At 68.6% G+C, this 21,655-nt stretch carries 17 protein-coding genes; 15 read left to right on the top strand and 2 right to left on the bottom strand.

All coding sequences use genetic code 11. The annotated features are described in order from the left end of the window. Positions 1-35: 35 nt before the first annotated feature. The 10 genes from NFU04_RS06520 to pdxJ all read left to right on the top strand — a co-directional run bounded on the left by NFU04_RS06520 (position 36) and on the right by pdxJ (position 10,041). The gene (locus tag NFU04_RS06520) at positions 36-701 is read left to right on the top strand and encodes a sigma-E factor negative regulatory protein (RefSeq protein ID WP_251308714.1); all 666 of its coding nucleotides are present in this window, start codon (positions 36-38) and stop codon (positions 699-701) included. Beyond that, complete coding sequence (locus NFU04_RS06515) at positions 701-1,681, top strand: MucB/RseB C-terminal domain-containing protein (RefSeq protein ID WP_251308713.1); 981 nt, start codon at positions 701-703, stop codon at positions 1,679-1,681. Before NFU04_RS06520 ends, NFU04_RS06515 begins: the two co-directional genes overlap by 1 nt. A 1-nt stretch (position 1,682) precedes the next feature. Then, positions 1,683-2,132: a SoxR reducing system RseC family protein gene (locus NFU04_RS06510; RefSeq protein ID WP_251308712.1), complete on the top strand. Its 450-nt coding sequence runs from the start codon at positions 1,683-1,685 to the stop codon at positions 2,130-2,132. 71 nt (positions 2,133-2,203) lie between these two features. Continuing rightward, positions 2,204-3,616, top strand: a complete 1,413-nt coding sequence (locus NFU04_RS06505; protein ID WP_251308711.1) for a DegQ family serine endoprotease — start codon at positions 2,204-2,206, stop codon at positions 3,614-3,616. A 162-nt stretch (positions 3,617-3,778) separates the two neighbouring features. Further along, positions 3,779-5,596: a translation elongation factor 4 gene (gene lepA / locus NFU04_RS06500; protein ID WP_251308710.1), complete on the top strand. Its 1,818-nt coding sequence runs from the start codon at positions 3,779-3,781 to the stop codon at positions 5,594-5,596. A gap of 10 nt (positions 5,597-5,606) precedes the next feature. Continuing rightward, entirely contained in the window at positions 5,607-6,410 is an 804-nt protein-coding gene (gene lepB / locus NFU04_RS06495; RefSeq protein ID WP_251308709.1) for a signal peptidase I, read from the top strand. Positions 6,411-6,482: 72 nt separating this feature from the next. After that, positions 6,483-7,172, top strand: coding sequence for a ribonuclease III (gene rnc / locus NFU04_RS06490; protein WP_251308708.1), 690 nt, complete (start codon positions 6,483-6,485; stop codon positions 7,170-7,172). After that, positions 7,169-8,068 (top strand): GTPase Era, encoded by a 900-nt coding sequence (era, locus tag NFU04_RS06485; RefSeq protein WP_251308707.1) that lies wholly within the window; start codon positions 7,169-7,171, stop codon positions 8,066-8,068. Before rnc ends, era begins: the two co-directional genes overlap by 4 nt. Before the next feature lie 312 nt (positions 8,069-8,380). Continuing rightward, positions 8,381-9,103 (top strand): DNA repair protein RecO, encoded by a 723-nt coding sequence (gene recO / locus NFU04_RS06480; protein WP_251308706.1) that lies wholly within the window; start codon positions 8,381-8,383, stop codon positions 9,101-9,103. 149 nt (positions 9,104-9,252) lie between these two features. Next, entirely contained in the window at positions 9,253-10,041 is a 789-nt protein-coding gene (pdxJ, locus tag NFU04_RS06475) for a pyridoxine 5'-phosphate synthase (RefSeq protein ID WP_251308705.1), read from the top strand. A 99-nt stretch (positions 10,042-10,140) separates the two neighbouring features. Here pdxJ and NFU04_RS06470 read toward each other — a convergent pair whose 3' ends face one another. After that, positions 10,141-12,843, bottom strand: coding sequence for an ATP-binding protein (locus NFU04_RS06470; RefSeq protein ID WP_251308704.1), 2,703 nt, complete (start codon positions 12,841-12,843; stop codon positions 10,141-10,143). Positions 12,844-12,960: 117 nt separating this feature from the next. Here NFU04_RS06470 and cysM point away from each other — a divergent pair, with 117 nt between their 5' ends. The 5 genes from cysM to ppc all read left to right on the top strand — a co-directional run bounded on the left by cysM (position 12,961) and on the right by ppc (position 21,250). After that, positions 12,961-13,851 (top strand): cysteine synthase CysM, encoded by an 891-nt coding sequence (gene cysM, locus NFU04_RS06465; RefSeq protein ID WP_251308703.1) that lies wholly within the window; start codon positions 12,961-12,963, stop codon positions 13,849-13,851. A gap of 1 nt (position 13,852) precedes the next feature. After that, positions 13,853-15,244: a 23S rRNA (uracil(1939)-C(5))-methyltransferase RlmD gene (gene rlmD / locus NFU04_RS06460; RefSeq protein ID WP_251308702.1), complete on the top strand. Its 1,392-nt coding sequence runs from the start codon at positions 13,853-13,855 to the stop codon at positions 15,242-15,244. 251 nt (positions 15,245-15,495) lie between these two features. Then, on the top strand, positions 15,496-17,751 hold the full coding sequence (gene relA, locus NFU04_RS06455) for a GTP diphosphokinase (protein WP_251308701.1): 2,256 nt from the start codon (positions 15,496-15,498) through the stop codon (positions 17,749-17,751). Continuing rightward, positions 17,748-18,605, top strand: coding sequence for a nucleoside triphosphate pyrophosphohydrolase (gene mazG / locus NFU04_RS06450; protein ID WP_251308700.1), 858 nt, complete (start codon positions 17,748-17,750; stop codon positions 18,603-18,605). The genes relA and mazG overlap by 4 nt, the downstream gene beginning before the upstream one ends. After that, complete coding sequence (gene ppc / locus NFU04_RS06445) at positions 18,602-21,250, top strand: phosphoenolpyruvate carboxylase (protein WP_251308699.1); 2,649 nt, start codon at positions 18,602-18,604, stop codon at positions 21,248-21,250. Before mazG ends, ppc begins: the two co-directional genes overlap by 4 nt. On the opposite strand, the gene NFU04_RS06440 is transcribed toward ppc, so the two are convergent. Further along, positions 21,247-21,655, bottom strand: a 409-nt coding sequence (locus NFU04_RS06440; protein WP_251308698.1) for an integrase core domain-containing protein, incomplete at its 5' end; no start/stop codon positions are given. The two genes, ppc and NFU04_RS06440, sit on opposite strands and share 4 nt — an antisense overlap.

Raw genomic sequence — 21,655 nt, 5'->3', positions numbered from 1 at the left:
GGCGTCATGCCGTGTCGAGTGTGAGGGTAGAGGTAATGAAGCAGAACACGCGGGAGTCATTGTCCGCCTTGATGGACGATGAGGGTGACGATCTGGAGTTGCGCCGTGTCCTCAAGTCGCTGGAGGGCGAGCCGCAGGCGGCCGACACCTGGCGACGCTATCATCTGGCCCGCAGCGCCATGCGCCGGGAGCGCGACACGGCACCCGATATCGACCTCTCCGCCGGCATTCTGGCGCGCCTGGAGGGCGAGCCGGCCCCCGGTCGAGCGGTCGAGAGGTCGCCGCGGCGCTTCGCCTCCTGGGCGGGACGTGCCGCCGTGGCCGCCGGGGTCTCCCTGGCGGTGATCACCGGGGTGCAGTTCTATAACCAGGGCGAGGGCGGCCCCGAGATGGCCGGCCGCGATGCCGCCACCCAGGCGCCCCTGGCCGCCGCCGATGCGTCGCCGACGCGCCCCTCCCTGGTGGACTTGCCGCTCTTCCAGCGCGGCACCCAGGGTGGCGCCTCGCCGCTGATGACGGTGGGCGCCGAGTCGCCCTGGCAGGCCGCCAATTCCCGCCAGTCCCAGCGTAACGATCAACAGCAGGCCCTGTTGCTGCAGTCCTACCTCGACCGCCATGCCCAGGGCAGCGCCTATCGCAGTGGCGACGCCTGGATGCCGCTGCTGCGAGCCTCCGCGAGCGAGCTCCAAGGGCAGCGCTGATGCGGGGCTGGCCGAGACGACGCGAGCGGCTGGCCCTGTGGCTGGGTCTTGGCCTGGGCCTGGGCCTGGGCTTGAGTGGCCTGGCCTTGGCGCAGGAGCCGGGGTTCGACTGCCGTGAGTTGGCCGACGCACCGGCCCCCGAGACCCCCGCCGCCTGGTTCGAGCGCAGCCTCTGGGCCAACCACTGCTATCTCTTCGAGGCGAGGGCCGTGCGCATCAGTGGCGAGGGCGTGCGTGCCCTGGCCCTGACCCATCAGGTGGAGAATGGTCTGCAGCGGGAAGTGGCCCATTTCCTGGACGGCCCGCCGCTCACCTATGAGCGCCTGGGCAAGGTGGGGCGCGGCGGTTGGGCGCGTAGCGACGACGAGGTGCCCGCCTCGCCGGATGCCATTATGGCCCATCTGGATGACTTCTACCGGTTGCGCCTGGCGGAGGATGCCCGGGTGGCCGGTCGCGAGGCCATGCGCCTGGATATCGAGCCCCTGGACGCCATGCGTTTCGGTCAGCGCCTGTGGCTCGACCGCGCGACCGGCCTACCCCTCAAGCAGGAGCTCTTGGATGTCGAGGGGCGAGTCCTGGAGACCTTTCAGCTCACCGAACTGGACGCACCGCGTCTCTATGCGGGGCGGGTGCGCTTCGATCGCTTGCGGGAGCCGCCTCCCGAGACCTGGCGCCCCGGCTGGCTGCCGCCGGGCTATGTGGCCCAGCCGGTGGTGACCACCAGCAGCCTGCATGGCGAGCGGGTCGGGCACCGGGTCTACAGCGACGGCCTGTCGAGCCTGAGCCTCTTCGTCGAACCCCTGACCGAGGACTTTCCGGCCCTGGCGCCGGGCCTGCACCGCCTGGGGATCTCCTATGCGGCGGTGCGGCATCGGGAGCTGGGCGGGCGGGTCATGCAGGTGATGGCCCTGGGCGAGGTGCCGCCTCGGGTCCTGTTGCAGGTGGTGGATCGCCTGCAGTGGCAATCGGGGGGGCCGTGACATGGCTTCCGCATCGCGGCTGTTGATCGCCGAGGGGCGAGTGATCGCCCCCTTCGAGGGAGGCGCCTGGGTCGATTTCACGCCCCTGGCCGGTTGCCAGGGGTGTGCCGCGAGCCAGGGCTGCGGCACCGGCCTCTGGGCCCGCTGGCGGGGGGCGAGGTCCCGGCGTCTGGCCATCGAGAGCCCCCGCCCGCTGGTGGCCGGCGAGCGGGTGGCGGTAGCGCTGCCGGCCAGGCGCCTGGTGCAGGGGGCCCTGAGCCTTTACGGCCTGCCCCTGGGCGTCGGCCTGGGGCTGGGGGCCTGGGGCGAGTGGCGCTTCGGCGCCGATAGTCCCGTGGTGATCCTCGCCCTGTTGGCTGGCCTGGCCCTGGGGGCCGGGCTGTCGCGGCTGGTGGCCGGCCACCATGGCGCCCGCTATCGTCCGCGACTGCATGAGCCGCCGCCCTCCTAGGCTCGGTCGCCTCGCCGGTTTCTTGATGTTTCGTCTCATCAACGTATCGCGTCAATTCGCAGGAGCGTCTCATGCAACCCCTTCGCCAATTCGTCCCAGCCTGGCTCGTCCTCCTGGTCGCCCTGGTGGTCGGATCCTCCGCCCAGGCCCAGGAGCTGCCCGACTTCCGCTCCCTGGTGGAGCAGGCCGCCCCCGGGGTGGTCAACATCTCCACCACCCGGGTGGTGCCGTCCCGCTACCAGCAATTCTACGGGCCCGGCGAGGAGCTGCCGGAACTGCTGCGGCGCTTCTTCGGCGATCAGATCCCCATGCCGCCGGGGCAGGGGCGTGAGCGCGGGCAGGAGCGTCACTCCCTGGGGTCGGGCTTTATCATCGACGCCGATGGCTATGTGCTGACCAATGCCCATGTGGTGGAGGGCGCCGATGAGATCCTGGTGCGCCTCAACGATCGCCGTGAGCTCCCCGCCGAGGTGGTGGGCGTCGACAGCCAGACCGACGTGGCCCTGCTCAAGGTCGAGGCCGAGGGGCTGCCGACCCTGGCCCTGGGCGATTCGGACGACCTGCAGGTGGGGGAGTGGGTGGCCGCCATCGGTTCTCCCTTCGGCTTCGATCACTCGGTGACCGCCGGTATCGTCAGCGCCATCAATCGCACCCTGCCGCGGGACGCCTACGTGCCCTTTATCCAGACCGATGTGGCCATCAACCCCGGCAACTCCGGGGGGCCGCTGTTCAACCTCGCCGGCGAGGTGGTTGGCATCAATTCGCAGATCTTCACCCGCAGCGGCGGCTTCATGGGGCTCTCCTTCGCCATTCCCATCAATGTGGCCATGGATATCGCCGATCAGCTGCGCGCCGACGGCCATGTCAGCCGGGGCTGGCTGGGGGTGGTGATTCAGCCGGTCTCCCGTGACCTGGCCGAGTCCTTCGGCCTGGATACCCCCCATGGCGCCCTGGTCGCCGACCTCGACCCCGAGGGGCCGGCGCGCCGTGACGGCATCCAGGCCGGCGATGTGATCGTCGCCGTGGATGACGAGGAGGTGGAGCGTTCCAGCCATCTGCCGCGGCTGATCGGACGGGTCAGCCCGGGCCACGAGGTGACCCTGACGGTGATGCGCGATGGCGCCGAGCGGCGCCTCGAGGTGACCGTCGGTGCCTGGCCGGATGCCGAGACCGATGTGGCCGCCGGCAAGCGCGCCGGCGGTGCTCGCCTGGGCCTGATGGTCGGCGAGCTGAGCGAGGGCGAGCGCGAGCGCCTGGGCATCGAGGCCGGGGTACGGGTGCGTCAGGTGGAGTCGGGCGGTGCCGCCTACGAGGCGGGCATCCGCGGCGGCGATATCATCGTCTCGGTGGATCATCGCCCCATTGCCTCCAGCGACGACCTGGTCGCTGCGGTGGCCGACCAGTCCGGAGATCGGGCCCTGCCGGTGCGTCTCTACCGGGACGGGCGCTCCCTCTATGTGGCGCTGCGACTCGAACCGCGCTGAGGTCATCGGCATCGGGGCCCCGCGGGGCCCCGATGCGTTTCTGGCCTCGCTGTCCAAGCCGCGGCCATGCCGGTACAATGCGCGCAAGCTTTCGGCGCGATCCCCCGGCGGGTGGCATGGCCGTCACGGCCAGGAGCGCCTACACGAATCGGATCCCAGTGCATGAGCAGCAAAGAAACTCGAAAAGAAATCAATCACATACGCAATTTTTCCATCATCGCTCATATCGATCATGGCAAGTCCACCCTGTCGGATCGGCTGATTCAGCTGTGTGGCGGCCTGAGTGACCGGGAGCTCAAGGAGCAGGTCCTCGACTCCATGGATATCGAGCGGGAGCGGGGCATCACCATCAAGGCCCAGTCGGTGACCCTCGATTACCACGCCGAGGATGGCAACACCTACCAGCTCAACTTCATCGATACTCCGGGCCACGTGGATTTCTCCTACGAGGTGTCGCGCTCCTTGTATGCCTGCGAGGGGGCCCTGCTGGTGGTGGACGCCGCCCAGGGCGTCGAGGCCCAGTCGGTAGCCAACTGCTATACCGCCGTGGAGCAGGGGCTCGAGGTGCTGCCGGTGCTCAACAAGATGGACCTGCCCCAGGCCGACCCGGACAAGGTCGCCCAGGAGATCGAGGAGATCATCGGCCTCGATGCCACCGATGCCTGCCAGGTCTCCGCCAAGAGCGGCCTAGGCATGGAGGCGCTGCTGGAGCGCCTGGTGCGTGATATCCCGCCGCCCCGGGGCAACCCGGACGGCCAGCTGCAGGCCTTGATCATCGACTCCTGGTTCGACAACTACCTGGGCGTGGTCTCCCTGGTGCGGATCTTCGACGGCACCCTGAAGAAGGGCGACAAGATTCGCATCAAGTCCACCGGCCGCGACTGGCAGGCCAACGAGGTGGGCATCTTCACGCCGCTGCGCAAGGAGACCGGCGTGCTGCGGGCCGGCGAGGTGGGCTTTATCGTCGCCGGCATCAAGGACATTCACGGCGCGCCGGTGGGGGATACCATCACCCACGCCAAGACCCCGGACGTGGAGCGCCTGCCCGGCTTCCAGAAGGTTAAGCCCCAGGTCTATGCGGGGATGTTCCCGGTCAGCGCCGACGACTACGAGGACTTCCGCGACGCCCTCGAGAAGCTGGCCCTCAACGATGCCTCCCTGGAGTACGAACCGGAGAACTCCGATGCCCTGGGCTTCGGCTTCCGGGTCGGCTTCCTCGGCACCTTGCACATGGAGATCATCCAGGAGCGCCTCGAGCGCGAGTATGACCTGGACCTTTTGACCACCGCCCCCACCGTGGTCTACGAACTGGCCATGAAGAATGGCGAGGTGCGCTACGTCTCCAACCCCTCCAAGCTGCCGGACATGGCCGACGTGGAGGAGATGCGCGAGCCCATCGTGCGGGCCAGCATCCTGGTGCCCCAGGAATTCGTCGGCAACGTCATCGCCGAGTGCGAGAATCGCCGCGGCACCCAGCTCGACATGCAGTTCCTCGGCAGCCAGATCCAGCTCACCTATGAGCTGCCCATGTCCGAGGTGGTGATGGACTTCTTCGATCGCCTCAAGTCGATCTCCAAGGGCTACGCCTCCCTGGAGTACAACTTCGAGCGCTTCGAGGCGGCCAAGCTGGTGCGCCTGGACGTGCTGATCAACGGCGACCGGGTCGATGCCCTGGCGGTGATCATCCACCGCGATCACGCCCACTCCCGAGGACGCATCCTGGTCGAGAAGATGAAGGAGCTGATCCCGCGGCAGATGTTCGACGTGGCCATCCAGGCGGCCATCGGCGGCCAGGTGGTGGCGCGCTCCACCGTCAAGGCGCTGCGCAAGAACGTCACCGCCAAGTGCTACGGCGGCGACGTGAGCCGCAAGAAGAAGCTGCTCGAGAAGCAGAAGGCGGGCAAGAAGCGCATGAAACAGGTGGGCCGGGTGGAGATTCCCCAGGACGCCTTCCTGGCGGTGCTCAAGGTCAATGACTAGGAAACGTTAAATGGATTTTTCGCTATTGCTGGTGGTGGCGGTGGCCGTCACCGGGGTGATCTGGCTGGCCGACCGACTCTGGTGGCGGCCCGCCCGGCTGGCGCGCCTGGCGGCGGTGAGTGCCGAGGCGCAGGGGGAGGTCGACGAGGCGACCCGTGGCAAGCTGCTCAAGGAGCCCTGGCCCGTCGACTACGCGCGTTCCTTCTTCCCGGTGCTGCTGGTGGTGCTGGTGGTGCGCAGCTTCCTGGTGGAGCCCTTCCAGATTCCCTCCGGTTCCATGCGCCCGACCCTGGAGGTGGGCGATTTCATCCTGGTCAACAAGTTCGCCTACGGGCTGCGCCTGCCGGTGGTGCATACCGAGATCGTCGACCTGGGCGAGCCCGAGCGGGGTGACGTCATGGTGTTCCGCTTCCCCGAGGAGCCCTCGGTCAACTTTATCAAGCGGGTGGTGGGGCTGCCCGGCGACCGCATTCGCTACGAGGGCAAGCAGCTCTACGTCAATGGCCAGGCGGTGCCCAAGGCGCTGCTGGAGGAGGGCCCCGCCGAGGCGCCCCGCGAGCGCCTGCTCGAAGAGCGCTTAGGCGAGGTCGCTCACCTTATCTACAATAATCCTCAGGACCCGGGTCCCCAGGTGCGTGAGCTGGTGGTGCCCGAGGGGCATTACTTCACCCTCGGCGACAATCGCGACCACTCCAATGACAGTCGCTACTGGGGCTTCGTGCCGGAAGAGAACATCGTCGGCCGCGCCTTCGCGGTGTGGATGCACTGGGACGGCGGGTTGCCCAGCTTTACCAGCGTGCGGCGGATTCAGTAATCACGGGGCACAGCCCCCGATGGCGCGCGCCACGACCGCGCGCCATCCCATAAGCAATAGAGCAGGAGTTTCGTGAGCAACCCCCTGAATGACTTCAGCCGCCGCATCGGCCACCAGTTCGGCGATAACGCGCTGCTGGAACTGGCGATGACGCATCGCAGCTATGGCGGCAAGAACAACGAGCGGCTCGAGTTTCTCGGCGACTCCATCGTCAACTTCGTGATCGCCGAGGCGCTCTTCCGGCGCTTCCCCGAGGCCCGCGAGGGCCAGCTGTCGCGGCTGCGGGCGCGGCTGGTCAAGGGTCAGACCCTGGCCGAGCTGGCGCGCGAGTTCGACCTGGGCCCCTGCCTGCGGCTCGGCTCCGGCGAAATGAAGAGCGGCGGCCATCGCCGCGACTCCATCCTCGCCGATGCCGTGGAGGCGGTGATCGGTGCCATCTTCCTGGATGCCGGCATGGACGTGGCCAAGGCTCGGGTGCTGGCCTGGTACGGCACCCGCCTGGAGGCCATCGACCTGCAGGATACCCAGAAGGATCCCAAGACCCGCCTGCAGGAGTTCCTGCAGTCCCGCCAGTCGCCGCTGCCCCGCTACGAGGTGCTGTCGGTGGAGGGCGAGGCGCATGCCCAGACCTTTACCATCGAGTGCCAGGTAGAGATGCTGGATGCCCCCACCGTCGGCGTCGGCTCCAGCCGTCGCTATGCCGAGCAGCAGGCCGCCGAACAGGCCCTCGCCCAACTCGAACCCAAGGGAGCCCGGTCATGACCCAGACCTGTGGATTCGTGGCCATCGTCGGTCGCCCCAATGTGGGCAAGTCGACGCTGATGAATCGCATCCTCGGCCAGAAGGTGTCGATCACCTCCCGGCGACCCCAGACCACCCGTCATCAGGTGATGGGGATCAAGACCGAAGGGGAGGCCCAGTTCATCTATGTGGACACCCCGGGGATGCATATCATGGCGAAGGATCGCAACAAGGCGATCAACCGCTTCATGAACCAGGCGGCCACCCAGGCCCTGCGCGACGTGGACTGCGTGGTCTTTATCATCGACCGCACCCGCTGGAGCGACGAGGATCAGGTGGTGCTGGACAAGCTGGCCCAGGTCAAGGCGCCGGTGATCCTGGCGGTCAACAAGGTGGACTGGCTGGAGGACAAGGCCAGCCTGCTGCCCTGGCTGGCCAAGGTGGGGGCCAAGCGCGACTTCGCCGCCATCCTGCCGATCTCCGCCAAGCACGGCACCAATGTGCCGGAGCTGGAGGCGGAGGTGGCCAAGCATCTGCCGGAGAGCATTCACTTCTATCCGGAAGATCAGGTCACCGACAAGAGCCAGCGCTTCCTGGCCGCGGAGCTGGTGCGCGAGAAGATCATGCGTCAGCTGGGCGACGAGCTGCCTTACCAGATGACGGTGGAGATCGAGGAGTTCCGCGACACCGGCAAGGTGATCCATATCAGCGCCCTGATCCTGGTGGAGCGTCCCGGCCAGAAGAAGATCCTGATCGGCGACAAGGGCGAGCGCATCAAGCTGATCGGTCGCGAGGCGCGCCTGGAGATGGAGCGGGCCTTCGATGCCAAGATCATGCTCAACCTCTGGGTCAAGGTGAAGCGCGGCTGGTCCGACGATAGCCGGGCGCTCAAGAGCCTGGGTTACGATCTGGACTGATGGTAACCCACGACCTCGGGCAGGCTATTCAGCCCGGGGCTTTCCTGGGGGCAGGCAGCTCCGGAAGGCCGGCCCCGCGCGAAGACGCTGTGAACCCATCCCTGGGCGCTCGACTTTTTCCTGCGAAGCTACGCAATCCTGCTTCGCTTGCAGGGCCGGTGCTGGCCATCCATGGCCAGCCCGTTCGGAGCAGTGCTCCTCACCCCTGGAAAAAGACGCTTCGCTCCGGCCTGCCCCCAGCGCCCCTCAGCGATTCCGGCAACAAGGCTCCTTGTTGCTTGCAGGAGTTCGCCCTGAATTGGATGGCAGTCCATGCAGCCACAACCCGCATTTCTGCTGCATAAGCGTCCCTACCGGGAGACCAGCGCCCTGGTGGAGCTGATCACCCTGGACCACGGCCGGGTACGTGCCGTGGCACGCGGCGTACAGCGCCCCGGCAGCCGCAGTCGTGGGCGACTGCAGCCCTTTACTCCCCTGCACCTGACCTGGAGCGGCCAGGCCGAGCTCAAGCGCCTGGGGCTGATGGAGAGCCGCGGCGCGGCGGCGCTGCTGGCCGGCGAGGCGCTGCTGTGTGGTTTCTATGCCAATGAGCTGCTGACCCGCACCCTGCCGGTGGAGTTGCCGGTGGCCGAGGTGTTCGCCTTCTATGGGGCGCTGCTCGAGGCGTTGCCGTTTCCGGAGCGGCGGGCCCCGGCCCTGCGGCGCCTGGAACTGGCCCTGCTGGAGGCCCTGGATGCGGCGCCCGTCTATCTGGACGAGCAGGGGGCCGAGCTGGACCCCCAGGGTCGCTACGCCTACCGGGCCGAGACGCGTCACTTCGTGCGCCTGGCCGAGGGCGGCCTGGATGGGCGTACCCTGCGCCTGCTGGCCCAGGGCGACTGGAGCGAGCCGGGGCTGGCGGGGCCCGCCAAGGGACTCGCCCGGGCGGCCCTGGCGCCGTTGCTGGGCAGCCGCCCGCTACGCTCCCGGGAGCTGATGCAGCGCCTCGCCGCCTCACGACGCTCTCGCCCGGACAGCCCTGAGCGGCAAGCATAGCTAAAACGCCCGGACGCCAGCGCTGTTATCCTGGCCCCTGGGCGGCTCGCAGGTTTTCTTTCCTCTTCCAGGCGCCTGGCGCCGCTCTTTCAGCTTCTGGCTTCCCGCTTTATCCTTAGGCTCTGATTTCCTTTTTCCTGGAGCCCGTTATGCATCCCCCGCGTATTCTGCTCGGCGTCAATATCGACCATATCGCCACCCTGCGTCAGGCCCGTGGCACCCGCTACCCGGACCCGGTCCAGGCGGCGCTGCTGGCCGAGGAGGCCGGCGCCGACGGCATCACCGTGCACCTGCGCGAGGATCGCCGGCATATCCAGGAGCGCGACGTGCGCCTGCTGGCCGAGGTGCTCAATACCCGCATGAACCTGGAGATGGCGGTTACCGAGGAGATGCTGGCCCTGGCCGAAAGCGTGCGCCCGGCCCATGTCTGCCTGGTGCCGGAGAAGCGCGAGGAGCTGACCACCGAAGGCGGGCTGGACGTGGTGGGGGGCTTCGAGGCGATCGCCGCGGCCTGCGCGCGCCTGGCCGCCGCCGACTGTGAGGTATCGCTGTTTATCGACCCGGAGCCGAGTCAGATCGAGGCCGCCGCCAAGGCCGGGGCGCCGGTGATCGAGCTGCATACCGGCGCCTATGCCGAAGCCAGCGGCGAGGCGGCACGCCAGGAACACGAGCGTATCGCCGCCGCCGCCGAGCTGGCCGGGGAGCTGGGGCTGATCGTCAATGCCGGCCATGGCCTGCACTACCATAACGTGGAGGCCATCGCCGCCATTCCCGGCCTGCATGAACTCAATATCGGCCATGCCATTATCGCCCGCTCCCTCTTCGTGGGGCTCAAGGAGGCGGTGGCGGAAATGAAGCGCCTGATCATCGCCGGCCAGGAGGCGGGCTTCGTGGCGGCCCTGGAGGCCCACGATCATGATCACGACCACGAGCACTGAGCCGCGCCCGGGGCGCTAATGCCCCGGGCCAGTCATTTCGGCGTATCGGAGGCGGTTTCCCTGCACAAGCCGCGGCGCTTCCTCGGCGCCCCGGGCTAGTTATTTCGGCGTGCCGAGGGGCGTTTCCATGGCCTGAGGGGCCTCCTCGGCGGCCCAGGCTCGGAGCCGTGCCATGGCGGCATGCAGGGCCTCGACCAGCGACTCGGTATCGGCCAGGCCGGCGACCCGCAGGCGGGTCTCCAGGGTCTCGGCCAGCAGCGCCAACTGGGGCACGCCGCAGTAGCGACAAGCGCCATTGAGGGCGTGCACGACATCCAGGAAGGCGGTCTCGTCCCCGGCGTCCCAGGCCGCGCGCAGCTGGCGCTCGGTGTCGTCGAGGCTGGCCAGCAGCATTCCCAGGGTCTGGCGCGCCAGGTCCTCGCGCCCGCCGGCCAACTGGGTGCCCAGGGTCAGGTCCACCGCCGGCAGTTCCTCGTCGGCGGTGGGCGTCGGGCGGCGCCTGGCCACCCGGCGCGGCGCGGCGGGCAGGCTCAGGGTCATATTGAGATGCTGCCCCAGCAGGCCGACCAGGGCCTCCGCCTGGATCGGTTTGATCAGCACGTCATGCATGCCCGCCTTGAGCAGCCGCTGGCGCTCCTCCTCCAGGGCATGGGCGGTCACCGCGATGATCGGGCAGCGTCGCCAGGCATCGCCCAGCTCGCGGAGCGCCTTCATCGCCTCCACGCCATCCATGCCCGGCATGCGGATATCCATCAGCACCAGGTCGTAAGGGCGGGTGCGGCCTCGGGCGAGGGCTTCCTCGCCGCTGGCGGCTTCCTCCACCTCCAGGCCCAGGCCATCGAGCATCTCGCGGACCAGCAGGCGATTGGAGTCGGTGTCGTCGACGACCAGCACCCGCCGGGGGGGAACGGCGGTGACGGGCGACTCGATCGGGACGGGCGTCGGGGCATTCAACTGGCGCTGGATCACCGCCGCGAGGCTGCGCCGCGACAGCGGCTTGCTGATCACCTCGCCGCCATGGGGCAGCGGCAGGTCGGGGATATCGAAGGGCGGCACGTTGGCCATCACGATGCTGGGGCAGCGCACGCCGGCCAGGCACTCTCGCCAGCCGACCATCTCGGCCTTGGTCATGGGTAGCGGCGGTAGCCCCACCAGCAGCAGGTCCGGGGCCGTCTGGAGGGCATCGCAGGGCGACGCCTCCTCCAGGACCTGCAGCTCGGCGCCCCAGGTCCTCAGCAGGTGCGCCAGGGCGTGTCGCGTCGCCGCGTGGGGCTCGTAGAGGGCGACCCGCTGGCCGCCCAGATCCAGCTCCAGGGGGCGCTCCTCCAGGGACTTGGCGCGCAGCGGCAGGCTCAGGGTGAAGGTGGAACCGCGTCCCGGGGCGCTCTCCACGGCGATGTCACCGCCCATCTGTTCGACCAGCTGGCGACAGATCATCAGCCCCAGGCCGGTGCCGCCATAGTGGCGGGTATCGCTGTCGCGGGCCTGCTGGAAGGCCTGGAAGAGGCGGCGCTGGCTCGCCTCGTCCATGCCGATACCGGTATCGCTGATCTGCACCCGCAGGATCACCTCGGCGCCTTCGGCCTCCTCGAGCATCACCCGCACCAGGATCTCGCCCTTCTCGGTGAACTTGATGGCGTTATGGACCAGGTTGGTCAGTACCTGCTTGAGGCGCAGGGGGTCACCCTGCAACTGGGCGGGCACGTCATCATAGATCAGCCCCAGCAGGTGCAGTTGCTTCTGCTGGGCCATGGGGGCCTGCAGGCCCAGCACCTCGTCGACGATCACCAGGATATCCAGGTCGACGCTCTCCAGCTCCAGCTTGCCCGCCTCGATCTTGGAGAAGTCGAGGATATCGTTGATCAGCGACAGCAGGTTGTTGGAGGCCTTGTGCACATGGCTGAGCCACTCCTGCTGACGGTCGTCGAGCTCCGAGCGGGCCAGTAGCTGGCAGAAGCCGATGACGCCGTTGAGCGGGGTGCGGATCTCGTGGCTCATGTTGGCCAGGAATTCCGACTTGATGCGGCTCGCCTCCAGGGCGCGGCGGTGGGCCATATCGAGCTCGATGTTCTTGATCTCGATGGTCTCCATGGACTCCTGCAGGTCCAGGGTGGTCTGCTCGATATGCTGTTGCATCTCCTCCTGGGCATGGCTCAGGTAGTCGGCCAGGGCATTGAGTCCCTGGGCCAGCTCGGCGGTCTCCACCGGGCCGCGGGTATCCAGGCGCGGGCGGTAGTCGCCGCTGTTGAAGCGTTCCAGGGCGCGGCGCAGCGACTCCAGCGGCTGCACCCATTGGCGCCCCAGGGCGTAGGCCAGCAGGAAGAGGGCCAGCCCCAGTACCAGGCAGCCCAGGCCGACCAGGGTCAGGTGGCGGTAGAGCGCCAGGCGCAGGGGGGCGGGGTCGACTTCCAGGTCGACCCACAGGGGGGGCGAAAGGTCCGGCAGGGGCGTCAGCAGGCGCCACTCCTGCCAGGTGGACGCCCCGGCCGGGTCGGGGCGCAGCGATTCCTGGCCCTTGCCCAGGTGCAGGGGGGTATCGCCCTGGGCGTCACGCAGGCTCAGCGCCTGGACCGGTGGCTCGTCCATCAGGCGCTGGGCCAGGCGCTCCAGGCGCGATGCGTCGCCCGCCTCGACGGCCTCGGCCAGGGAGGGAGCCAGCAGCGCCACGGCGCGCTCCAGGCGCTGCTGGACGGCCTCTTGCTGCTGGTGTTCGAGGTAGAGGAGGCTCGCCACGGCGATGCCGCTGATCAGGATCAGCGGCATCAGGAAGACGAGCAGCATCAGGCGGGTTCGCAAGGACATCGGGGCTTCCCTTGGCACCAGGAGTTGGCGGACAGTATGACATAGCCGGGGATCATCACTGTCACCCGGCTGGTCCCACGGATATAATGGAAAAAACGTTTCCATAAGGAAAGTTAGATGCAGTTTCCCACCCTCGAGGACGTGGTCGGCAACACGCCCCTGGTGCGCCTGCAGCGCATCGGCGCCGGCCGTAACAACACCCTGTTGGCCAAGCTGGAGGGCAATAACCCGGCGGGTTCCGTCAAGGATCGTCCGGCCCTGTCGATGATCCAGCAGGCCGAGGCCCGTGGCGAGATCCGCCCCGGCGATACCCTGGTGGAGGCCACCTCCGGCAACACCGGTATCGCCCTGGCCATGGCCGCCGCCATCAAGGGCTACCGCATGGTGCTGATCATGCCCGAGAACGCCTCCGAGGAACGCAAGCAGGCCATGGCCGCCTACGGCGCCGAGCTGATCGGCGTCAGCAAGGAGGGGGGCATGGAAGAGGCCCGGGACCTGGCCGAGGCGATGATCGGCCGGGGCGAGGGCAAGGGCCTCGATCAGTTCGCCAACCCCGATAACCCCCTGGCCCACTACCAGGGGACCGGTCCCGAGCTGTGGCGCCAGACCGAGGGGAAAATCACCCACTTCGTCAGCTCCATGGGTACCACCGGCACCATCATGGGGGTCTCCCACTACCTCAAGGAGCGCAACCCCGAGGTGCAGATCGTCGGCCTGCAGCCGGAGGATGGCGCCAGCATCGCCGGCATCCGTCGCTGGCCCGAGGAGTATCTGCCGCGGATCTATGATGCCAGCCGCGTCGACCGGGTGCTGGATATCGGCCAGGAAGAGGCCGAGGTGCATATGCGCCGCCTGGCCCGGGAAGAAGGCATCATGGCCGGCGTCTCCTCCGGCGGTGCCCTGGCCGGGGCCCTGCGTATCGCCGAGCGGGTGGAGAATGCGGTGATCGTCTTTATCGTCTGCGACCGCGGCGACCGCTACCTCTCCACCGGCCTGTTCGGAGCCTGACATGGCGATGCTTGGCAAACGTCGCCCCCCGCGGCGGCGCTCCGGCGTGTCGGGACTCAGTGGCCGCGCCACCACGCCGGCGCCGGAGACGGCGCCCGCCGGCGACGAGGACGGCGTGGTGATCGAGCGTCTCGCTCATGATGGCCGTGGCCTGACCCATGGCGCCGACGGCAAGGCCTGCTTCGTCGAGGGCGCCCTGCCCGGCGAGCGGGTGCACCTGGCGGTGCATCGTCAGCGCAAGCGCTTCGACGAGGCCCATCTGCGCGAGCTGATCACGGCCTCGCCGGAGCGAATCGAGCCCCCCTGCGCCCACTACGGCAGCTGCGGCGGCTGTGACCTCCAGCACCTGAGCCCGGACGCCCAGCGTCGCCACAAGCAGGCGGTGCTCGCCGAGCAACTCGGCCGTCAGGGCGTGACCCTGGAGGCGCCGCCGCAACTGCTGGCCGGCGAGGGGCTCGGCTATCGGCGCCGGGCACGCCTCGGCGTGCGGCTCGACGCCGAGGGGACCCTGCATCTGGGGTTTCGCGGCCGGCGTAGCCACCACCTGGTGGATATCGCCGCCTGCCCGGTGCTGACCCCGCCCCTCGACCGGCTGCTTCCGGCCCTGCGGGAGCATCTCCCGAGCCTGGAGGCACCTCGCCAGGTGGGGCATCTGGAGCTGATCGATAGCGATGCCGGGGTGGCCCTGGTGGTGCGCCAGTTGCGCGACAATCCCCGCGACGCCGAGCGCTGGCGCGCCTTCGCCGAGCGCCAGGGCGTGCACCTGGCCTGGCTGCTGGGCCGCGAGGCGCCGGTGCTGCGCTGGCTCGGCGAGGCTCCGAGCCTGCACTATGCCCTGGGCGAGCTGCGGGTCAACTTCGCGCCGGGGGACTTTATCCAGGTCAATGGCGAGGTCAATCGTGCCCTGGTGGAGCATGCCCTGACCTGGCTGGCGCCGGCCCCGGGGGAGGCCGTGCTCGACCTCTTCGCCGGGGTCGGCAACTTCAGCCTGCCGCTGGCCGCCGCCGGGGCCCGGGTCACCGGTGTCGAGGGCAGTCCGGCGATGGTCGAGCGCCTGGCCGACAACGCCCGGGCCAATGCGCTCTCCCTCGCCGCGCGCCAGGCCGACCTCAACGACCCCGGGGCGGTGACGCGATTGCTCGACGAGGTGCCGGCGACGGCGGTACTGCTCGACCCGCCCCGGGAGGGCGCCGAAGCGGTATGTCGCGCCCTGGCCAACCAGGAAGCGGTGGAGCGGTTACTCTATGTCTCCTGTGACCCGGCGACCCTGGCTCGGGATGCCGCCATCCTGGCGGCGGGGGGGCTGCGCCCGGTGCGTGGCGCCGTGGCCGATATGTTCGCCCAGACGGCGCACCTGGAGTCGGTGCTGCTATTTCGCCGCGGGGAAGGTTAGTCGGGGATACACCATTGGGAACACAGGGGCGCTGGGGGTAGGTCGGAGCAAAGCGTCTTTATCATGGACGATAAAGTCGAGCTTCCATGGAAGGATTCACAGCGTCTTTGCGGAGTGCCTACCCCCAGGTTAGCCCCGGGATCTGGCCAGGCTGGTGGGCCAAGATGCCATCGTTTGCCTTGGCCAGGTTGTTAGAACAATTAGCGGGCCGTCGGCCGGCGGCCCGGGGTGGAATCAAGGAGCGCCAGGAGATGGTGAAGGTTCGTGAAGACCAGCCGCTGAACGGCGAGGGCCGGGTCGATATCGACCAGTGGCTGGTGCGCCTGCAGGAAGACGTGACCCTGAGTGACCCGGCGAAGCTGCGCCGAGCCTGTGAGCTGGCCCAGTGCCTGGCCGCCGATAACGCCGGTGGCCACAAGACCTGGCTGCCTAGGGACACCAGCTTCCGCATGGGGCTGGAGATGGCCGATATCCTCGGCGAGCTCAAGCTCGACCAGGCGGCGCTCGAGGCCGCGGTACTCTACCGCACGGTACGCGAGGGGCTGCTGAGCCAGGAGCAGGTCGCCAAGCAGTTCGGCGACGAGGTGGCGCGGCTGATCGACGGCGTGCTGCAGATGGCCGCCATCAGTCAGCAGGCCCCCAGCCACGGCATGCAGCAGCACGACCAGCAGGACAACCTGCGCAAGATGCTGGTGACCATGATCGACGACGTGCGCGTCGCCCTGATCAAGATCGCCGAGCGCACCTGTGCCCTGCGCCAGGTCAAGGACGCCCCCCGCGACAAGCGCCTGCAGGTGGCCCGGGAGGTGTTCGATATCTACGCCCCCCTGGCCCACCGCCTGGGCATCGGCCACCTCAAGTGGGAGCTCGAGGACCTCTCCTTCCGCTACCTCCACGAGGAAGACTACAAGGCCATCGCCAAGCTGCTGGCCGAGAAGCGCCTCGATCGGGACCGCTATATCAGCGATGTGGTGGGCACCCTCGAGGAGCTGCTGGAGGCCCAGGGCATCACCCGCTACGAGGTGGACGGTCGCGCCAAGCATATCTATTCCATCTGGCGCAAGATGAAGCGCAAGCGCATCGACTTCTCCCAGGTCTATGACGTCCGTGCGGTGCGCCTGTTGGTGCCGGAGGTTGCCGACTGCTACACCGCCCTGGGGCTCGTCCACTCCCGCTGGCACCACGTGCCCCACGAGTTCGACGACTATATCGCCAACCCCAAGAAGAACGGCTACCAGTCCCTGCACACCGCCGTGCTGGGACCGGAGAACAAGGTGCTGGAGATCCAGATCCGCACCTTCGCCATGCACGAGGAGGCGGAGCTCGGCGTCTGCGCCCACTGGCGCTACAAGGGACACGACACCAAGGCCAAGAGCTCCAGCTACGAGGAGAAGATCGCCTGGCTGCGCCAGGTCCTCGAATGGCAGGAGGAAGTGGGCGAGTTCGGCGACCTGCGCGAGGGCCTCAACAGCGACGTGGCCCCGGATCGCATCTATGTCTTCACCCCCGACGGCCATGTCATCGACCTGCCGCGCATCGCCACCCCCATCGATTTCGCCTACCGGGTGCATACCGAGGTGGGGCATCGCTGTCGGGGCGCCAAGGTCAACGGCCGCATCGTGCCACTCACCTACAAGCTCAAGACCGGCCAGCAGGTGGAGATCCTCACCGCCAGCAAGGGCGGCCCCAGTCGCGACTGGCTCAACCCCGGCCTCGGCTATGTGCGTACCTCCCGGGCCCGGGCCAAGATCCAGGCCTGGTTCAAGCAGCAGGCCCGGGGCCAGAACCTGGAGGAGGGCAAGGCGCTCTTCGAACGCGAGATGAAGCGCCTCGACCTCGAGGACATGGACCTGGAGACCCTGGCCCACAAGGTCAACTACGTCAGCGTCGATGACATGTACGCGGCCCTCGGCGCCGGCGACCTGCGCATCGGCCAGGTGCTGCACCAGGCCCAGCAACTGTTCGGCGAGTCCGACGACCAGGAGCGGCTCGATCGGCTGCTGGCCAAGCCCCGCAAGGCGGCGCCCAAGGGCGGCAAGAGCGATATCACCGTACTCGGGGTGGGCAACCTCAAGACCAGCATGGCCAACTGCTGCCACCCGGTACCCGGGGAGGCCATCGTCGGCTTTATCACCCAGGGGCGTGGGGTCACCATCCACCGCCAGGAGTGTCCGAATATCCTCCAGCTGCGCCTCGACGAGCCCCAGCGCATCATCGAGGTGGAGTGGGGCGAGCGCCCGGGGACCCAGTACCCGGTGGATATCGTCATCGAGGCCTGGGATCGCTCCGGCCTGCTGCGCGACGTCACCGGCCTGCTGGGCAACGAGAAGGTCAATGTGCTCTCGGTGAACACCCGCACCGACAGCGAGGACGGCATCGCCCGGCTGGCCATCACCCTGGAGGTGGATAGCCTGGAGACCCTGGGGCGACTCTTCTCGCGGATCCAGCAGCTGCCCAACGTGATCGACGTCAAGCGGTTGCGCACCGGCAAGGGGGGCAAGGCATGAGCGAGCCCCGCTACGGCCTCGATGACCTGCTGACCCTGATGGCGGTGCTGCGCGACGCCGACCAGGGCTGCCCCTGGGACCTCAAGCAGGACTGGGACAGCATCGTGCCGCATACCCTGGAGGAGGCCTACGAGGTGGCCGACGCCATCGAACGGCGCGCCTATGAGGAGCTGCCCGGGGAGCTCGGCGACCTGCTCTTCCAGGTGATCTACTACGCCCAGTTCGGGGCCGAGGAGGGACGCTTCGACTTCCACGACGTGGTCCACGCCCTGACCGCCAAGATGCTGCGCCGCCACCCCCATGTCTTTCCCGAGGGCACCCTGGTCTCGCGGCGGCCCCCCGGGGTGAGCGCCGAGGCGATCGAGACCCGCCAGGTCCACTCCCGCTGGGAGAGCCTCAAGGCCGAGGAGCGCGCCGAGCGGGACGCCCGCTCGGTGCTCGACGACGTGCCGAGGACCCTGCCGGCCCTGTCCCGGGCCGCCAAGCTGGCCAAGCGCGCCGCCCGGGTCGGCTTCGACTGGCCCGACGAGACCGGGGTGATCGCCAAGATTCGCGAGGAGCTGGCCGAGGTGGAGGCCGCCCTGGCCGCCGGGGACCGGGATCACGCCGCCGAGGAGGTGGGCGACCTGCTGTTCGCGGTGACCAACCTGGCGCGCCGGCTCAAGGCCGACCCCGAACGGTGCCTGCGCGGCACCAACGCCAAGTTCGAGCGCCGCTTCCGCCGGGTGGAGGCGGCCCTGGCCGAGGCGGGGCGGGATCTCGCCGACGCCAGCCTGGACGAGATGGAAGATCACTGGCAGGCCGCCAAGCACGAGGAGTCGGCCACTGCGCATTCCGAGGAGGGAGCCAAATGAGTCACGACCTGCATGAATCCCTGCGCGATAACGTCCGCATCCTGGGCGACAGCCTGGGGCGCACCATCGCCGATGACCTGGGGGAAGCCTTCGTGGATCGCATCGAGGCGATCCGCGCCTTCGCCAAGCGCGGCCGCTCCGGGGATGCCCAGGGGCGTCGCGAGCTGATCGAATACCTGCGCCGGCTGCCGGACCGCGACCTGCTGCCGGTGACCCGGGCCTTCAACCAGTTCCTCAACCTGGCCAATATCGCCGAGCAGCACTACCGGGCGCGCTTCCGCCGGGTGGAGGACTACAAGCCCGGCAGCCAGCCGGTGCTCGGCGAGCTGCTGGCCCGGGCCCGGGCCTCCGGCTACTCCGCCCAGACCCTGGTGGAGACCCTGGCCGGCATGCGCGTGGAGCTGGTGCTGACCGCCCACCCCACCGAGGTCATCCGGCGTACCCTGATCCAGAAGTACGACGCCATCGACGACTGCCTGACCACCATCGAGGCCTCCGGCGAGTACCCGGAGCGGGCCAGCCGCGCCCAGGGCCGCCTGGAGGAGCTGATCAGCCAGGCCTGGCACACCGACGAGATTCGCCACGAGCGGCCCTCGCCGGTGGACGAGGCCAAGTGGGGCTTCGCGGTGATCGAGAACTCCCTGTGGCAGGCGGTGCCCGATTTCCACCGCGACCTGGACAACCTGCTGCTGGAGGAGGCCGGCGAGCGCCTGCCCCTGGACGCCGCGCCGCTGCGCTTCGCCTCCTGGATGGGCGGCGACCGGGACGGCAACCCCAATGTCACCGCCAAGGTCACCCGGGAGGTGCTGCTGCTGGGCCGCTGGATGGCCGCGGACCTCTACCTGCGCGACCTGGAGCAGCTCAAGGCGGAGCTCTCCATGTGGAAGGCCAACAGCGCGCTGAAGGCCGAGGTGGGGGACGTGGCCGAGCCCTATCGGGCGCTGCTCAAGCGCCTGGCCGCCCGGGTCGAGGCGACCCGGGACTGGGCCAAGGCGTGCCTGGACGGGCGCCCCTACGAGGGTGGCCCGATCATCGAGAACCGCGACCAGCTCTATGCGCCCCTGCTCACCTGCTACCGCTCCCTGTGCGACGTGGGCCTGGACACCATCGCCAACGGCGTGCTGCTCGATACCCTGCGCCGGGTGGCGGTATTCGGCGTCACCCTGACCAAGCTGGATATTCGCCAAGACGCCGCCCGTCACGCCCAGGTCTTCGAGGAGCTCAGCGACTACCTGGGGCTCGGCAACTACCGGGAGTGGGACGAGGCCCGGCGCCAGGCCTTCCTGCTCGAGGAGCTCGCCTCCAACCGGCCGCTGATCCCGCGCCGCTGGGAGTGCTCCACCGAGACCCATGAGGTACTCGATACCTTCCGGGTCATCGCCCGGGAGCAGCGCGAGGCGCTGGGTACCTACATCATCTCCATGGCCGGCCAGCCCTCGGACGTGCTGGCGGTGGCGCTGCTGATGAAGGAGGTGGGCGGCGACGTGCGCCTGCCCATCGCCCCGCTGTTCGAGACCCTGGCCGACCTGGACCGGGCCGGCCAGGTGATCGACCAGCTGCTGGCGCTGCCCGGCTACCGGGCCCTGGCCGGCGACAGCCAGGAGGTGATGATCGGCTACTCCGACTCCGCCAAGGACGCCGGCCAGTTGGCCGCCGCCTGGGCCCAGTACCGGGCCCAGGAGACCCTGGTGGCGGTCTGCGAGCGCCACGGCGTCGACCTGACCCTGTTCCACGGTCGCGGCGGCACCGTGGGCCGCGGTGGCGGCCCGGCCCACGCCGCCATCCTCTCCCAGCCGCCGGGCTCGGTAAACGGCAGCCTGAGGGTCACCGAGCAGGGTGAGATGATCCGCTTCAAGTTCGGCCAGCCGGATATCGCCCTGCGCTCCATGGAGATCTACGCCTGTGCCGTGCTGGAGGCCTCGCTGCTGCCGCCCCCGGCGCCCAAGCCCGAGTGGCGGGAGGAGATGGATCGCCTGGCGGGCATCGCCCACCGCGGCTATGTGGGGGTGGTGCGGGAGAACCCGGACTTCGTGCCCTACTTCCGGGCGGTGACCCCGGAGGGCTCCCTGGGCCGCCTGCCGCTGGGCTCGCGGCCCACCAAGCGGCGCCAGGACGGCGGCGTGGAGACCCTGAGGGCGATCCCTTGGATCTTCGCCTGGACCCAGACCCGCTTGATGCTGCCCGCCTGGCTGGGCAGCGGCGAGGCCTTCGCCACCCGGCTGGCGGAGGAGGGCGGCCTGGAGCGGCTGCGCGAGATGCGCGCCCACTGGCCCTTCTTCGGCACCTACCTGGACATGCTGGAGATGCTGCTGGCCAAGGCCGACGTGGAGATCGCCGCCTATTACGAGCATCGCCTGGTGGACGAGCCGCCGCTGCTGGAGCTGGGGGGGGCCCTGCGCCAGCGCTTCGGCCGCTTGCATCAGGGATTGCTGGAGATCCTCGATCAACAGGAGCTGCTCGAGGGCACGCCGCTGATTCGTCAGGCCATCGAGGTGCGTAACCCCTATATCGACCCCCTGCATGGCCTCCAGGCGGAACTCCTGCAGCGTAACCGGGACGCCGACGGCGCCATCAGTCCCGAGCTCTCCCGGGCGTTGATGGTGACCATGGCGGGTATCTCGGCCGGGCTGCGCAATACCGGCTAGGTGTGTAAACCCACCAGGTTGTTCACGGAAAGACCTAGCCGGCTAACCGGAGGATGGTAATCCAGGCTGGCATGCGGTCGATGCCAGTTGTACTGGTGAAGCCAAACCAGCAGATACCGGCCCCGCTGCTCCGAGCTGTCATAGGATCGCGCATAGGCCCACTCGCGCAGGGCGGTTTGAATAAACCGCTCTGCCTTGCCGTTGGTGCGTGGGCGATAGGGGCGGGTACGCTTGTGCTTCAGCCCCAGTCGCCGGCATAGGCGGCGGAAGGCCCGGGATCGATAGCAGGCACCGTTGTCGGTTAGCACGCGTGTGAAGCGAACCCCCAGCCCCCGGTAGTACCGCACGGTCTCCAGCAGCGCATAACACGCACTCCACCCGGTCTCATCGGGGTAGCGAGTGCCA

This window comes from Halomonas sp. NCCP-2165 (assembly GCF_023708045.1).
Lineage (GTDB): Bacteria > Pseudomonadota > Gammaproteobacteria > Pseudomonadales > Halomonadaceae > Bisbaumannia > Bisbaumannia pacifica.
Note: the sequence above shows the minus strand (reverse complement) of the source record. Positions and strands in the feature narration are given on the sequence as shown.